This is a genomic window from Paraburkholderia dinghuensis (assembly GCF_003837865.1).
Taxonomy (GTDB): Bacteria; Pseudomonadota; Gammaproteobacteria; order Burkholderiales; family Burkholderiaceae; genus Paraburkholderia; species Paraburkholderia dinghuensis.
In genome coordinates this window covers 283,356-298,442 of sequence record NZ_RQIS01000004.1, presented here as the reverse complement: position 1 = coordinate 298,442, position 15,087 = coordinate 283,356, and the positions used below count along the sequence as shown (strand labels likewise).

General features: G+C 63.8%; 13 protein-coding genes. 5 read left to right on the top strand and 8 right to left on the bottom strand.

All coding sequences use genetic code 11. The annotated features are described in order from the left end of the window. The first annotated feature begins 159 nt into the window (after window positions 1-159). The 3 genes from D1Y85_RS07700 (at window position 160) to D1Y85_RS07690 (ending at window position 3,684) form a co-directional block, all read left to right on the top strand. On the top strand, window positions 160-840 hold the full coding sequence (locus D1Y85_RS07700) for a PspA/IM30 family protein (RefSeq protein WP_124150457.1): 681 nt from the start codon (window positions 160-162) through the stop codon (window positions 838-840). A 96-nt stretch (window positions 841-936) separates the two neighbouring features. Further along, window positions 937-2,088 (top strand): tetratricopeptide repeat protein, encoded by a 1,152-nt coding sequence (locus tag D1Y85_RS07695; RefSeq protein ID WP_124150456.1) that lies wholly within the window; start codon window positions 937-939, stop codon window positions 2,086-2,088. Between the two features lie 114 nt (window positions 2,089-2,202). Next, window positions 2,203-3,684, top strand: a complete 1,482-nt coding sequence (locus D1Y85_RS07690; protein ID WP_124150455.1) for a flavin-containing monooxygenase — start codon at window positions 2,203-2,205, stop codon at window positions 3,682-3,684. On the opposite strand, the gene D1Y85_RS07685 is transcribed toward D1Y85_RS07690, so the two are convergent. Continuing rightward, complete coding sequence (locus D1Y85_RS07685) at window positions 3,681-4,460, bottom strand: class I SAM-dependent methyltransferase (protein WP_124150454.1); 780 nt, start codon at window positions 4,458-4,460, stop codon at window positions 3,681-3,683. The genes D1Y85_RS07690 and D1Y85_RS07685 overlap by 4 nt on opposite strands. A gap of 487 nt (window positions 4,461-4,947) precedes the next feature. On the opposite strand from D1Y85_RS07685, the gene D1Y85_RS07680 reads away from it, so the two are divergent. Continuing rightward, window positions 4,948-6,372 (top strand): methyl-accepting chemotaxis protein, encoded by a 1,425-nt coding sequence (locus tag D1Y85_RS07680; protein ID WP_124150453.1) that lies wholly within the window; start codon window positions 4,948-4,950, stop codon window positions 6,370-6,372. Between the two features lie 76 nt (window positions 6,373-6,448). On the opposite strand, the gene D1Y85_RS07675 is transcribed toward D1Y85_RS07680, so the two are convergent. The 4 genes from D1Y85_RS07675 to D1Y85_RS07660 form a co-directional block, all read right to left on the bottom strand. Next, a complete protein-coding gene (locus D1Y85_RS07675; RefSeq protein WP_124150452.1) occupies window positions 6,449-7,267 on the bottom strand; it encodes an ABC transporter permease subunit in 819 nt (272 codons plus the stop codon). Then, the gene (locus D1Y85_RS07670; RefSeq protein ID WP_124150451.1) at window positions 7,264-8,196 is read right to left on the bottom strand and encodes an ABC transporter permease subunit; all 933 of its coding nucleotides are present in this window, start codon (window positions 8,194-8,196) and stop codon (window positions 7,264-7,266) included. Before D1Y85_RS07670 ends, D1Y85_RS07675 begins: the two co-directional genes overlap by 4 nt. Continuing rightward, window positions 8,193-9,353, bottom strand: a complete 1,161-nt coding sequence (locus D1Y85_RS07665; RefSeq protein ID WP_124150450.1) for an ABC transporter ATP-binding protein — start codon at window positions 9,351-9,353, stop codon at window positions 8,193-8,195. Before D1Y85_RS07665 ends, D1Y85_RS07670 begins: the two co-directional genes overlap by 4 nt. 106 nt (window positions 9,354-9,459) lie before the next feature. Beyond that, entirely contained in the window at window positions 9,460-10,560 is a 1,101-nt protein-coding gene (locus D1Y85_RS07660) for a polyamine ABC transporter substrate-binding protein (RefSeq protein WP_124150449.1), read from the bottom strand. A 571-nt stretch (window positions 10,561-11,131) separates the two neighbouring features. On the opposite strand from D1Y85_RS07660, the gene D1Y85_RS07655 reads away from it, so the two are divergent. After that, entirely contained in the window at window positions 11,132-11,335 is a 204-nt protein-coding gene (locus tag D1Y85_RS07655; RefSeq protein WP_124150448.1) for a DUF1289 domain-containing protein, read from the top strand. Window positions 11,336-11,402: 67 nt separating this feature from the next. On the opposite strand, the gene D1Y85_RS07650 is transcribed toward D1Y85_RS07655, so the two are convergent. From D1Y85_RS07650 to D1Y85_RS07640, 3 genes are all read right to left on the bottom strand, one after another. Then, complete coding sequence (locus D1Y85_RS07650) at window positions 11,403-12,065, bottom strand: OmpW/AlkL family protein (RefSeq protein WP_124150447.1); 663 nt, start codon at window positions 12,063-12,065, stop codon at window positions 11,403-11,405. A gap of 84 nt (window positions 12,066-12,149) precedes the next feature. Then, window positions 12,150-13,340, bottom strand: a complete 1,191-nt coding sequence (locus D1Y85_RS07645) for an NAD(P)H-dependent flavin oxidoreductase (RefSeq protein WP_124150446.1) — start codon at window positions 13,338-13,340, stop codon at window positions 12,150-12,152. A gap of 167 nt (window positions 13,341-13,507) precedes the next feature. Next, window positions 13,508-14,941, bottom strand: coding sequence for an aldehyde dehydrogenase family protein (locus D1Y85_RS07640; protein WP_124150445.1), 1,434 nt, complete (start codon window positions 14,939-14,941; stop codon window positions 13,508-13,510). Window positions 14,942-15,087: the final 146 nt, after the last annotated feature.

The window sequence follows — 15,087 nt, the reverse complement described above, 5'->3', positions numbered from 1 at the left end:
CAGCGTACGATCGAATGCGCTCTTGCAATCGACGGGCCGCGTCCCCAATTTCGCGGCGCATGCGCGACTCGTGCCGGGCGGCGTAAGCTGGCGACAGCGGGCACGACGCCGCACGAGGCGAACCGCGCATCGCGGCCGATTCAATTCACGGAGAAATTCATGTCGCTTTTTGACTCCATCTCACGCACGCTCAAGGGCCTGCTGAACGACGCCGCCGATTCGGTGCAGGACCCGTCGCGCGACGCACGCCAGATCGTGCGCGAACTCGACGACAGCATCGGGAAGGCGGAGAACGCACTCGTCGAGATCCAGGCGCAGGTCGCGACCCAGCAAAGCAAGCGCGATGTGGCCGCCGACAAGGCGAAGAAATACGAAGAAGGCGCAAAGCGCGCGCTGCAGTCGGGCGATGAAACGCTCGCGCGCGAAGCGCTCGGCGCACAGTCCACGGCCGAAGCCGAGCGCGATGCGCTCGCCGCGGAACTCGCGAAGCTCGAACCGTCGGTCGATCAACTGAAGCAGCAAATCGACGATATGCGCTCGCGCCGCAACGACCTCAACGCACGCTCGAATATCCTGCAGGCGAAGCAGCAGATCGCGCAGGCGAAGGACGTCGCGGCGACGGCGCTCGGCGGCATCGGCGGAAAGAATCTCTCGGCCGATTTCCAGAAACTCGAGGACAAGGTCGATCTGTCGAACGCACGCTCGGACGCACGCCTGAATAGCGCCGACACGTCGAGCGGCAAGGCGCTCGACGACAAACTCGCCGCGCTGAACAAGGGCCCGTCCGTGGACGAGCGTCTCGAAGCGCTCAAGAAGCAGTTGAACACGCCGGCGCAATAACGCGCCGGGGTGTCTGGAGGCGGCGCCGCACTCGATGCATGTCGCCTCCCCAACCCGATTGTCATGGAGACGGGCGTCAAGCCGCCCGGCTGCAACATGAAAAAGTATCTCGCCGCCGCCCTCGCCTCGCTTGCATTCGTAAGCGTCGCAGCGTTCGCGGTGCCCACCGCGCAGCAGATCGAATCCGCCATGTCGCAAGGCGACTGGCAACGTGCCGATTCCGGCCTCGTAGAGGTCCTGCAGGCGCACCCGAACAACGCGCATGCTCACTACCTCTACGCGCAGGTGCTCTACCGCGAAGGCCAGTACAGCGACGCGCTGGCGCAGGTCGAGCAGGCCAGATCACTCGATCCGCAACTGAGCTTCACGACGCCGCAACGCTTCGCCCAGGTCGAAGCGATGATCCGCGCCAATGCAGGGCGTGCCGGCGCCGTGACCACGAACCGCGCCGATAACCCGTTTGCGCAGCAGGTCGAGACGGTCTCGGTGCCGCAGCGCCACGGTCCGGGCATGGGCGCCTGGATTGGCATTGCGATCGTGCTGCTCGGCGTTGCGCTCGTGCTGCGCTGGACGCTGCGCCGCGCGAAATCGAATGAAGACGCTAAAGCCGGCGACGACCGCCGCGAGCAACTCAAGCGCGCTACCGACCTGCTCAACTCGGTGCGCTCGCTCAAGCTCGACGTGAAGTTGTCGACCCTGCCGGGCCATGAGGCGCTCGAAAAAGAAGTCGAAGGTCTGGAAGCCCAGTTGCGCAGCCTCGTCGAGACGCTTTCCAACAGTGCGAACCCCGTGCCGCCATACCAGGTCGAGGACCTGGAGCGTCAGTTCGCCAGCCTCAAGGCGCGCGCCGAAGGCCGTCCCGATCCGAATGCCCAGCCCGCCGCGGCCCCGGCTTACGGAAGTGATTCGGCCTACTCGCGCGAAGCCGATGCCGCGTTTGGTCGCCAGCCACAGACGCCGTATCCGCCACAGCAACCGCAGCAGGTCATCGTGCAGCAAGGTGGTGGTGGCATGGGCGGTATGGGCGGACTGCTGACCGGGGTGCTGCTCTGCGAAGCGCTCGGCCACGGCCGTGACCGCGTGATCGAACGCGACGTTTTGGTCGACGAAGACGGCCGACGTATCCAGCGCGGCAACGATGGCGGCGGCGTCGACTTCGGCCAGGGTTCCAACGACTGGAACGATGGCTCGGGCGGCGGCGTCGACCTCGGAAGTAACGACAGCTCCGACGACTGGGGCAACTCGTAAGCTTCTCAAGCGTCCACGAGACAGGACGATAATCCGCACAACGGGCTCCCTCGCGGAGCCCGTTTTTCATCGACGCGCGGCAACGATCGCGAAACCGTTCCAGGGGAACCGCTCATGGCTTTTCGACCCGGCGAAACGCCGCGTATCGCAATCGTAGGCAGCGGCTTCGCAGGCATCGGCATGGCGATCCGCCTGCGACGCATGGGTATCGAATCGTTTACGGTCTACGAGGCCGCTGCCGACCTCGGAGGCACCTGGCGCGACAACGCCTATCCAGGCGCCGCCTGCGATATTCCTTCGCACCTCTATTCATTTTCGTTCGAACCCAATCCGCACTGGACACGCGCATTCGCGCCGCAACACGAAATCCTGGATTATTTGCGGCATTGCGCACGCAAGTACGATGTCGAGCGATTTATCTCGTACCGCTCGCGCGTACTCGCCGCACGTTTCGACGAAGCGCAGCGCATCTGGCGTATCGAAATCGAACGTGACGGCGCGACGCTCGAGATCATCGCCGATCTGCTCATCGCTGCGAATGGGCCGCTCTCGCGCCCTGCACTGCCCGATCTGGCCGGTCTCGATCGCTTCGAAGGCGCGCTCTTTCACTCGGCGCGCTGGGACCATCGCTACGCGCTCGACGGCAAGCGCGTAGGCGTGATCGGGACGGGCGCAAGTTCGATCCAGTTCGTGCCGCACATCCAGCCGCGCGTCGCACGACTGACCGTGTTCCAGCGCACCCCGCCGTGGATCATGCCGCGCGGTGACCACGCGATCAGCGAGCGCATGCGCACGCTCTATCGGCGCGTACCGCTGGCGCAACGCATCGCACGCGCGGCAGCTTACTGGCAACACGAATCGCGCGCGCTCGGTTTCGTCGTCGATCTGCGGCTGCTCAAGCGGCCAACCCGATTCGCGCGTGATTACCTCGGGCGCAAGGTCGAAGACCCCGCGCTGCGCGCAAAGCTCACGCCGGACTATCTGCTCGGGTGCAAGCGCGTGCTGCTCTCGTCCGACTACTATCCGGCGATCTCTGCACCGAACGCCGAGCTCGTGAACGATCCGATACGCGAAGTCGTGGCCGATGGCATCGTCACGGCCGACGGCACGCACCGTGTGCTCGACGCAATCATCTGCGGAACGGGCTTCCAGGTGAACGACGTCGACGCGCCGTTTCACGTGACGGGCGCAGGCGGCGCGGACCTGGGCGAGGCGTGGCGCCGCGACGGCCCCGAGGCTTTTCTCGGCGTGAGCGTGGCGGGCTATCCGAACCTGTTCCTGATCGTCGGCCCCAACACGGGGCTTGGACACAACTCGATGGTGTTCATGATCGAGTCGCAGGTGCGCTATATCGCCGACTGCATCCGTGTGCTGCAACGCTCTGGCGCACGCACGATGAGCGTACGCCCCGAGGTCCAGCGCGCATTCAACGAACGTCTGCAGCAGACGTTCGCCCGCACGGTCTGGCAATCGGGCTGCCATAGCTGGTACCAGACGCAACACGGCAAGAACACCGCGCTATGGCCGGGCTTCACGTTCGCGTTCCGGCACAGGACGCGCCGCGTGCGCGAGAGCGACTACGAGTTCGGACGCTAGCGCTGCGGCCGCCCTGCGTAGACACGCGTCTCGTAGGCGAAATTCACAAGGCCGTCCTGCTGCGTTTCATCGAACAGCGTGCGGAGCGCGTCCAGCATCGGCTCGTGGCGAGGATCGCCGGGCTTCGGTGCGTACGACGACGACATCAACCGCCCCCGCAACCCGTCGAAATCGAGCATCTGCGCGTTGGGAAAGACGGTCTTGCGCTCGAAGCCGTCGCCGAACCAGTCGGCCATTGACGTGTCGCCGGGGGCGTCGCCCGGATACGTCGCGGCAACACCCGCATAGTCGGGGCTGAAGCGCCGCAGCAGCGCCTCGTAGCCCGCGAGAAACGGTGAGCCGTCCACGAGGCGGCTGTTCCAGAACAGTACGATTTGTCCGCGCGGCTTGAGGATGCGCGCGAACTCGCGGTGCGCGAGCGCCTTGTCGAACCAGTGGAAAGCCTGTGCCGCCGTCACCAGATCGACACTGGCGTCGTCGAGCGTCGTGGCCTCCGCCGTGCCCGCCACGCTGAGATAGTGCTCGTAGCCGCCAAGCAGACGGTCTGCGGCGTCGCGCATCGCGGCGTTCGGCTCGACCGCCACGACCGGATGTCCCGCGTCGAGAAAGAGCTTGGAGGAAATGCCCGTACCCGCGCCAATATCGGCCACGCGCGCGCCCGGTGCGACGCCGCATTCGGCATGCACGAAGGTCGTCAGCTCGCGCGGCCAGGTCGGCCGGTACTTGACGTAATCGGCTACCCGGTCGGTGAAACGCCGGGTGGAATCGTGGTTCATCGTCTGCCCTTCCAGGATGTCACACGCGCTTGCACGTGCAACGTCTATCGAATCCGGTCGCGTCTCGTGGATTCACCGCTCTTGCCTCGGCGGACCTAACCGCACGTTTACCCTCGCATTTATCCGCGCTTTTATCCGCGCTTCTATCCGATACGCACCGGCACCATGCAACCGCCCTGCCAGCGGCGTCAAGCGCCGCCCAGAAGCCGCAGCAGTCCCCACAAGAAGCGAAGGACCATCACGATCAGCTCCCATAGCTGGACCAGTTGCTGCCAGAGCGCCCCGATGGCGCCCCCGTACAGCATTGCCTCGATCATCGCGCTCCCACAGCGGGCCCGTTTCCGCCCGCGACCACGATCATAGCCCTGCGGCACTCTGCACGCTCAAGTCTTCCACGTTTCACGCCGTTAATTGGTTCAGAGAGCCGGTCATTCGCATAAGTGACAGGGCTCCCGCCCACCGACCCTTACGGGCAAGGAGACACTGGATGTCACTTTCGCGTTTGCGCCTGCGCGGCCCCCGCCGCTCGGGCAAATCGGCTGCCATCATCGGCGACATCGCCGCACAGGCAGGCCGCCTCGGCATTGAAATCTGCGACGTGTCCGGCCACGTCGACGAAGTGGCCGTGCGTGTGCAGAATCAGGCCGGCGTCTGCCATGCCCTGCGCGAATCAGCAGCGCACACACTTGCGGGAAATCACCAGATTGCCGCTGCGGCGCGCGCGATGCGCGAGGTCAGCAGCGAGACGGCGGCCACGGTGCAGAGTTCACAGCGGACCATCGACGACTCGCTCGCGGATATCCACGGGCTCGTCGAAGGCGTGACCGTCATCGCAAGCCAGATCGGCGCGCTGCGCAGCGCACTCGCGCATGTCTCGAAGGTATCCGAGGAAATTTCGCTAATCGCGCGGCAAACTCAGTTGCTCGCGCTGAACGCCGCCATCGAGGCCGCGCGCGCCGGCGAATCGGGGAAAAGCTTCGCCGTCGTGGCGTCGGAGGTGAAGAACCTCTCGGCGAAAACCGCCCTTGCCACGGGCCAGATCGAACAAACGCTCGCGCAACTGACACAGCAAACCGAGCAGCTCATCGTCGAAGGCAACGCCAACACCGATCGAGCGCATCGTGTACGCGAAGGCACGCGCACGATTGGCTCGGCCATGCAGAGCACCGGCGATGCGATTACGCAGCTCGACGAGCACGCCGGCCAGATCGCACAGTTGACCGGTGAAATCGAAGCGAAATGCGACGGGCTTGAAACGCAGGTGGCGGAAATGGCGAACGGCGTCGAAGATTCGAGCCGCAATTTCGCGCAGGCGAAGGATCAGCTCGGGCGGCTCCTCGACGTCTCCGAAACGCTGATCGAACTGAGCGCAGCCACCGGCGTCGAAACCGAGGACACACGCTTCGTCGACGCCGTGCAGCGCGCGGCGGCGCAGGTCGGCAAGCTGTTCGAGGCGGCGCTCGCGCGCGGCGACATCAGTGACGCGGACCTCTTCGACAACGTCTATGTGCCGGAGCCCAACACGAATCCGCAGCAGCACATCACACGCTTCACGGCGTTCACCGATCGCGTGCTGCCCCCGATACTCGAGCCGCTCCTCACCTTCGATCCGCGCGTGGCGTTCTGCGTCGCGATCGATCCGCGCGGTTATATCCCGACGCACAATCGCAAGTTCTCGCAGCCGCAGCGCGACGATCCCGTCTGGAATGCCGCGAACTGCCGAAATCACCGCATTTTCAACGACCGTGCCGGCCGCGCCGCGGGCTCGCACACGAAACCGTTCCTGTTGCAGACTTATCGGCGCGACATGGGTGGTGGCAACTTCGTGATGATGAAGGATGCTTCGGCGCCGATCATGGTGAACGGGCGACATTGGGGCGGCTTCCGCATGGGCTACCGGCTCGCCCCGTAACGCTTTGCACCATGAAAAACGGCGCGCGGCCAGAACTGCCCGCGCGCCGTTTTGCGTATTGAGGACGTCGTTTCGTTCAGACGGCCATCGCCATGCGCTTGCGCTCGGCGCGCTGCATGAAGTAGTTGCCGAGCACCACGCCTATCGTTACGACGAGGATGAAGAGCGTCGCGAGCGCGTTCATCTCCGGGTTCAGCCCCAGACGCACGCGCGAGAACACGACGAGTGGCAATGTTGTCGAGCCGGGACCCGACAGAAACGCGGAAAGCACCAGGTCGTCGATCGAGAGCGTGAACGACAGCAGCCAGCCCGCGGCGAGCGCCTGCGAGATGAGCGGCAGCGTGATCGTGAAGAAAACCTTGAACGGCGTTGCGCCCAGGTCGAGCGCGGCCTCTTCGAGCGACGGGTTCAGTTCGCGCACGCGCGACTGCACGATGATCGCGACGTACGAGATACAGAGCATCACGTGACCGATCCAGATCGTGAACACGCCGCGCCCCGCGGGCCAGCCGAACAGCTTGCCCATCTCCACGAAAAGCAGCAGCAGCGAAATGCCCTGAATGACCTCAGGAATCACGAGCGGCGCGTTGATCATGCCCGTGTAGAGCGTGAAGCCGCGGAACCGGCCCATGCGCGCGAGCACGAACCCGGCCCACGTCCCGATCACAACCGACGCGAACGCCGTCAACAAGCCGATACGCAGCGACAGCCACGCGGCAGTGATGAGTTCGTCGTCGGTCAGGAGCGCCTGGTACCAGCGCGTCGAAAAGCCCGTCCATACCGTCACGAGCTTCGACTCGTTGAACGAATAGACGATCAGGCTGGCGATGGGGATGTAAAGGAACGCGAAGCCAAGACCGAGCGCGATGAACTGCAGAACACGATTGGGTTTCATCGTCCGCGCCCCTCCAGTTCCTTCGCCTGATAGTGCTGGAACAGCGCCATCGGCACGAGCAGCAGCAGCACCATCGCGCACGTCACCGCGGAGGCCATCGGCCAGTCGGCGTTGTCAAAGAACTCGTTCCACATGACGCGACCGATCATCAGCGTATTCGCACCGCCGAGCAGCTCAGGAATCACGTACTCGCCCACGGCCGGAATGAACACCAGCAGGCAGCCCGCTATGACACCGTTCTTCGAAAGCGGCAGCGTGATCTCGACGAACGCCCGCCACGGCTTCGCGCCTAGATCGTAGGCGGCTTCGAGCAACGTCAGGTCCATCTTCACGAGGTGCGCGTAAAGCGGCATGACGAGGAACGGCAGGTATGAATACACCATGCCGATGTAGACGGCCGTATTCGTGTGATACAGCTCGAGCGGCGTGTGGATCAAGCCGGTCGACATCAGGAAATTGTTCAGTAGTCCGTTGTTCTTGAGGATGCCGATCCACGCGTACACACGAATCAGGAACGACGTCCAGAACGGGAGCATCACCGCCATCATGAGGACGTTGCGCGTACCCGGCTTCGAGCGCGCGATGTAATACGCCATCGGATAGCCGATCAGGAGGCACAGGAGCGTGGAGATCCCGGCCACGACCACCGAATTCACGTACGTCGCGAAGTAAAGGCTGTCCTGGAACAGGAACGCGTAGTGCGACAGATCGAGCGCAATATGCAGGACGCCGTCGGCGAACGACACGAGTCGCGTGTACGGCGGAATACCGAGCTGCTGGTCCGCGAAGCTGATCTTGACGACCAGGACGAACGGTACGAGGAAAAACAGCAACAGCCAGAAGAACGGCCCCGCCACGACAGCCGTGCTGCCGGTCAGGTTAAAGCGCTTGACTGGCCAGTTCGCAATTTTCTTCAGCGTCGCGGTCATGACGTCAGCACCACGCCGGCAGACGCGCTCCAGCGAACGTAGACTTCGTCGCCAAAGGCGGGCGATTCGATCTCGGAGATCGCGAGGCTCGACACGTTCGCGACCACGGTCTTGCCGGAATCGAGCTTGACGTGATAGAGCGAGTAGCCGCCCATGTACGCGACGTTCATGACGACACCACGGCCCCAGTTGTAGGTCCCCTCGGGCGGCTTGCGCGTAAGCGCGATGCGCTCGGGGCGCACCGAGATCGTCACGGGCATGCCGAGCGGGCCCGTGATGCCGTGGTTCACATACAGGCGCACGGGCAGTTCCGGCGACTCGACGTAGACGTGATCGGGTTCATCCTCGACGACGTTGCCGGCGAACAGATTCGTCGAGCCGATGAACTCCGCGGAAAAGCGGCTGTTCGGGTACTCGTAGACCTGGTTCGGCGTGCCGAGCTGAACGATCTCGCCTTCGCTCATCACGGCGAGACGTCCAGCCATCGTCATTGCCTCTTCCTGGTCGTGCGTGACCATGATGCACGTGACGCCGACCTTCTCGAGGATGTTGACGAGTTCGATCTGCGTGCGCTGCCGGATCTGCTTGTCGAGCGCCGACATCGGCTCGTCGAGCAGCAGCAGCTTCGGGCGCTTTACGAGCGAGCGCGCGAGCGCGACGCGCTGCTGTTGGCCGCCTGAAAGCTGGTGCGGCTTGCGCTTCGCGTACCGTGACATCTGCACGAGTTCGAGCGCCGCCGCGACGCGGTCCTGCAGTTCGCCCTTCTTCACGCCTTCCTGGCGCAGCCCGAACCCGACGTTCGACTCGACCGTCATGTGCGGGAAGAGCGCGTAAGACTGGAACATCATGTTGACCGGCCGGCGATACGGCGGCAGCGTGGCGAGGTCCTCACCGTCGATCAGGATCTTGCCCGACGTGATCGACTCGAGGCCCGCGAGCATGCGCAGGAGCGTGGACTTGCCGCAGCCCGAACTGCCGAGCAGCGCAAACAGCTCGCCCTTCCTGACCGCGAGATTGACGTTTTTCACGGCCGTCGTCTCGCCGAACTTCTTCACGACGTCGACGACCTGCACGAAATTGTCCGCAGCGGTCCCTGCGGTGGATGCGCCCGAAGGCAGCACGCCGGCCGCGGCCGGTGCGCTCGACTGGTCACTCATGATTCTCTCTGCCCTGCCTTGTACGGAATTGCGCTGGACGGGTGTTGACGAACAAAGCCCCCGGCGGGTCTGCCGGGGGCTCGGGGTAACGCGTCGGTGCCTCTTCTTAGCGGCCCGACTTGAACTCGGTCCACAGGCGGGTCTGCAGACGCTGGATCTCGGGCGGCAGCGGCTTGAGCAGGAACAGCGTTTTCAGAACCTCGGGCGGCGGATAGACGGCCGGGTCGTCCGCAATGTCCTTCTTCACGTACTTGCGTGCTTCCGCGTTCGCGCTCGGATAGAAGACGGCATTCGTAATCGCGGCGTGAACCTGCGGCGTTTCGATGTAATTGATCCACTCGTGCGCGGCTTCCATGTGCTGGGCGTCCTTCGGAATCACCATCACGTCGAACCAGATCGGCGCGCCGCCCTTCGGGATGTAGTACTCGACCTTGTACGGCTTCTTCGCCTCGATCGCGCGGTGCTTGGCGATCACGACGTCGCCGGACCATCCGAAGGCAAAGCAGATGTCGCCGCCGACCAGATCGTTGATGTAGCCCGACGAGTTGAACTGCGTGATGTACGGCCGGATCTTCTTCATCATCTCGAGCGCGGCCTTATAGTCGGCCGGGTTCGTCGACATCGGATCCTTGCCCATATAGTGAAGCGCGGCTGCGAACATCTGGTCAGGCGCGTCGAGGACCGATACGCCGCACGTCTTCAGCTTCGAGATGTACTCGGGCTTGAACAGGATGTCCCAGTTGTCGAGCGGCACGTCCTTGCCGAGGATTGACTGGACCTTCGTCACATTGAACGCGAGCCCGGTCGTGCCGTACGCCCAGGGCACCGCGAACTTGTTACCTGGATCCGCCCCGGCGACGAGCGCCATCAGCTGCGGATCGAGGTATTTCAGATTGGGGATCTTCGACTTGTCGAGCGGCGCGAAAATGCCGGCGGCAATCTGCTTGCCCGCGTAGTTGCTGGTCGGCACGACGATGTCGTAGCCCGAATTGCCTGCGAGCAGCTTGGCCTGCAGCGTGTCGTCGCTGTCGTAGTTGTCGTACTTGACCTTGACGCCCGCCTGCTTGGTGAAGTTCGGAATCGTGTCCGGGGCGATGTAATCGGACCAGTTGTACACGTTCAGTTGCGTGTCCTTCGCCACTGACGCCACCCACGGCGCCGCACAGAGCACCAGCGCGGCCAGTCGAGCCACAACCTGCTTTTTCATTCCGTTCTCCCATCCCGGCCGATCCGTAGCGGCCATCTGCCTCGCATCATGCCGCGCCCGGCGCGGCCCCCCTCTGACTTACGCAACCTACCATCAAAAGTGCCGGACGACAAAGACCGCTGCTCCGTCGCGCGGACAGGACAGACCTGTGTCTGCGCCCGTTCCGTAGGTAAATCGCGCGCAATTTTAGCCGGTTCTGCGCGCGTGTCCACCAAAAAAACGCACGTGCTGTTTTCGTGCGACGCCAGACCTGGCGTGGTCCGGCCGTGCACCGGCGAGCGTTACCGGTTATTTCACGGCAAGCCGTCCGGAGGCCCGGCGGCGGGAGGACAGGCAGCGGCAGCCTGCTCGCCCCCGCGCCCGCACTTGAACGGGATGTCGGCGACCGCCAACCCGCAAAACCTGAACGCGCGTGCAAAGGCGGTGTACCCACCACGCCGGCAAGCGAGCCAGCCCAGGTCCCAGGCTCGATAAATCAGCCGGTCCCGCGCTGGCATCGGCTAACATAGCGGGGATTTTATCTGTACGGCCGTGCCGCAGCGCCCGACCTTCCGCCCGAGACCCCTTTCCGATGGCATCCAACCTCCACGACCTCCCCGACAGTCCGTGCATAGGCGTCTGTTCGACGCTTTTCGACGAAATCTGCAAAGGCTGCGGGCGCACCGCGCTGGAGGTTTCCAACTGGGTCTTCATGACCGACGAGGAAAAGCGCGCAGTCTGGGTGCGTATCGAGCGGGAAGGCACGGCAATGCGCTTCCAGAAACGCCGCACCTGATCTGCCGGCACGCCCAAAAGAAAAAAGCGCCGGTGAAACCGGCGCTTTTTTTCATCTGGGGTGAGCCTCAGAATCGGTAGCCGACACCAACGCCCACGATGAGCGGATCGATGTAGAGCGTGCCGAGCGACGTGCCACCGGCCGAAGCGCCCGTGCGCATCCAGATTTTCTTGATGTCTGCGTTGATGAACACGTTCTTGGCGACGTCAATGTCGATACCCATCTGCAGCGCCGGACCGAAGCTGTGGTTATCGATCGAAACCGGCGTGGAGCCCGCGTGCAGGCCGTTGTTGTAGAAAATTGTGTAGTTGATACCAGCGCCGACGTACGGGCGCACCTTGCCCGCGTGATTGAAGTGGTACTGCAGCAGCAGCGTAGGCGGCAGCACGCCGACGCCGCCGAGCGGGCCGATGTTCGATGTGACCTGATTGCGCGACGTACCGAGGATCAACTCCGCACCGATGCTGTTCGTGAACATGTACGTGAAGTCCAGTTCCGGAACGATGGCGTTGTTGGCTTGGGCGTTGATTGCGTTGAGCGTGCTGCCCGAACTCGTGCTGGACTGCGGCATGATGGCGATCGCCCGCAGACGCACGAGGATGTCACCAGCGTGGATGCCGGTGCCGGGTGTATCCGTGGACGCATCGGCTGCACTGACAGGAGCCGCTGCGAAAGCGGCGCCGAGGACGATTGCGGCGGCTGCCGCGACAGACTTCAGTTGCTGTTTCATTTAAGGTTTGCCCCGTTGGTATGGTCTTGTCTGTAAGACATTGTCAATTGTCGGGGGCAGACCTCATTGAAACCTTGCGAACCGTCAAGTCAGCGCAAAGGCCGCCCTGCATGCGACTGCGGGTCGCGCTGCACCGGTCAGAAGCAGCTCCAGAAGGTCGCGCACGCTGCGGATCGCGTTGCCAAAAGGCAACGATTCGCGGCCACGGAAGAAGAGCCCGTTCTGCACGTCACCGCGCAGCGCAGCGGCAAGCCGCGTGTCGATACAGAAGTGACCAAATTTTTCGATGCCGTCGCGCAAGCCGCACACCGAAAGGCATTCGAGACCAGTGGGACAAGCGAGCTTGAGCGAGCCGATCTTCGCGCGCACGCGCGCTTCGTTGCGCAGATAGCGTTCGAGCCAGGGCGTCTTGACTGCGCGCGCGGGCAACCCCGTCACGCTCACGAACTCGACGATGTCTTCGGGCTTCGCGTCCGCGAGCACGCGCTTGAAGTCGGGATGCGCATCGCCCTCTTCAGTTACGGCGAAGGGCGTGCCGACCTGAACGCCGTCCGCGCCCGCTTCGAGCCACTTGCGCACGGCCTCGTGGCTGTTGACACCACCGGCGACGATCAACGGCACGTCCTTGCGCGTGATGCCCAGCGAGGTGTAAACCTCTTCGAGTTCCTTGAAGATACGATCGAAGGCGAAGCGTTCATTGCCCATGTCGTCGATGTCGGTGACGCCCAGGTGACCACCCGCGTGGGCCGGGTGCTCGATCACGATGGCGTCCGGCAGCCGGCCTTTCTTCATCCACTTCTTGAGAATGAGCGCAACGCCGCGCGCGTCCGACAAAATGGGGATCAGCGCGATATCGACGCCCTGCGTGAGGTCCGGCAGGTCGAGCGGCAGGCCCGCACCCATCACGATCGCGTCGGCGCCGTTTTCGCAGGCGGCACGCACATAGTCTGCGTGGGCGCTGACCGCCTTCATCACGTTGACGGCGATCATGCCGTTACCGCCGCTGAGTTTGCGGGCCGCTGCGATCTCGCGCGCGAGCGCCGTCAAGTTCGCGCCGGCGAGTGTTTCATGGGACGGGTCCGCACGGCAGAGGTCGATCAGATCGGCGTGGTGGTGCCGCAGGTCGATACTCGCGATGGTGCCGACGGCGCCTTCGCGGGCAACGCTGCCCGCGAGGCGGTGCGCCGAAATGCCGACGCCCATGCCGCCCTGTACGACGGGCAGGAGACGACGGCCTCGAATCTGGAGAGGCGCAAACGAATGAGTAGGAAACATGGTGGCCCGCGGTATCTGTATCAAAATGACAATGGTCGCGCGCCACCAACATATGATTTTGTTTTAAATCAACAAAAGATGCGGACATCCACGAAGACGCACGCATTCATGATCTAAATCAACACAGGGCACAAAAATATTGGCATAGCTGCGAAAGCCCCTTGCGGTCAGATTTTAGGGGCTTTGAACTGCATCGATTTGTACACCAGATACTCTTCCAGACCGTACTTGCCGTTCTCGCGGCCATGGCCCGACTGCTTGTAACCGCCAAACGGCGCGACCATGTTCCATGTGCCACCGTTAATGTCGATCTGACCCGTTCGAATTCGACGCGCCACGCGCATCGCACGCTCATCGCTGCCCGCCCAGACCGCGCCGCCTAGCCCATAGAGCGAGTCGTTGGCGATCGCCACGGCATCGTCCTCGTCCTTCGCCGTCAGGATCGTGAGCACCGGACCGAAAATTTCCTCCTGTGCAATCGCGGCGTCGCGCGGCACGCGGCCGAACACGGTCGGCTTCACGAAAAATCCCTTCGTCACGCCCGCAGGCAGGCCTGGGCCGCCGGTGACGAGTTCGGCACCATCGGCGATACCGCGCTCGATGTACTGCAACACCCGCGCCTGCTGCGCCGCCGACGCGAGCGGCCCAAGCTTGACCTTCTCCTCGCGCGGATCACCCACCGTGAAGCCTTCGGCGGCCTCTTTGGCGAGCGCACGCGCTTCTTCGTAGCGCGACTCCGGCACGATCATGCGCGTGTGTGCCACGCAGGTCTGGCCGGAATTCAGGAAGCACGCGCTCACGGTGCCCTTCACGGCTGCCGGGAAATCGGCATCGTCGAGGATCACGGACGCCGACTTGCCGCCCAGTTCGAGCGCGACGCGCTTGACCGTTGCCGACGCAACCTCCGACACGCGCTTGCCCGCGCGCGTCGACCCGGTGAACGAAACCATATCGACGTCCGGATGACGTGCGATCAGTTCACCGACCACCGGCCCGAAGCCCGTCACGAGATTGAACACGCCCGCGGGCAGGCCCGCGTCATGGATGGCCTCGGCGAGCACGAACGCGTTGAGCGGCGCGACCTCGGACGGCTTGAGGACGACCGTGCAGCCCGCCGCGAGCGCCGCGGCGACCTTCAGCGTGATCTGATTGAGCGGATAGTTCCAGGGCGTGATCGCCGCGACGACACCCACTGGCTCGCGCACCACCAGCGAGTTGCCGAGTCGCTCCTCGTACTGGAATTCGCTCGCGAGTTTCGCGTACAGGCTCCAGTTGTAGACGGGGCTGCCCACCTGGATCGCGCGTGCGAGCTTGAGCGGCATGCCGACTTCACCTGCGATGATTTCAGCGAGTTCGTCGGTGCGCGCCTTGAGGTTGTGGGCGATCTTCTGCAGGTAGGCGCCGCGTTCGGCGGCCGACGTCGAAGCCCAGGCGTCGAAGGCCGCGCGCGCGGCCGCGACAGCCGCTTCAGCGTCGGCCTCGATGCCCTCGGGGATGCGACCCATCACGGCCTCGGTGCCCGAGTCGATGACGTCGATCGTGCCCTTGCCGGCAGGCGCGACCCACTGGCCGCCGATGTAGAGTTGCTCGTAGTGTTTCATGCGGGTACTCCTGTCTCCGTGTTGCTCGGTATGGCGTGCGGTTCGTTCGCGATGATCGGGCATTCTAGCGTGGTTGACGCAAGCGGAAGGCAACGCGGACCAGGGCGACCCGCAAAACAAAACGGGCGACGCTTTCGCGTCGCCCG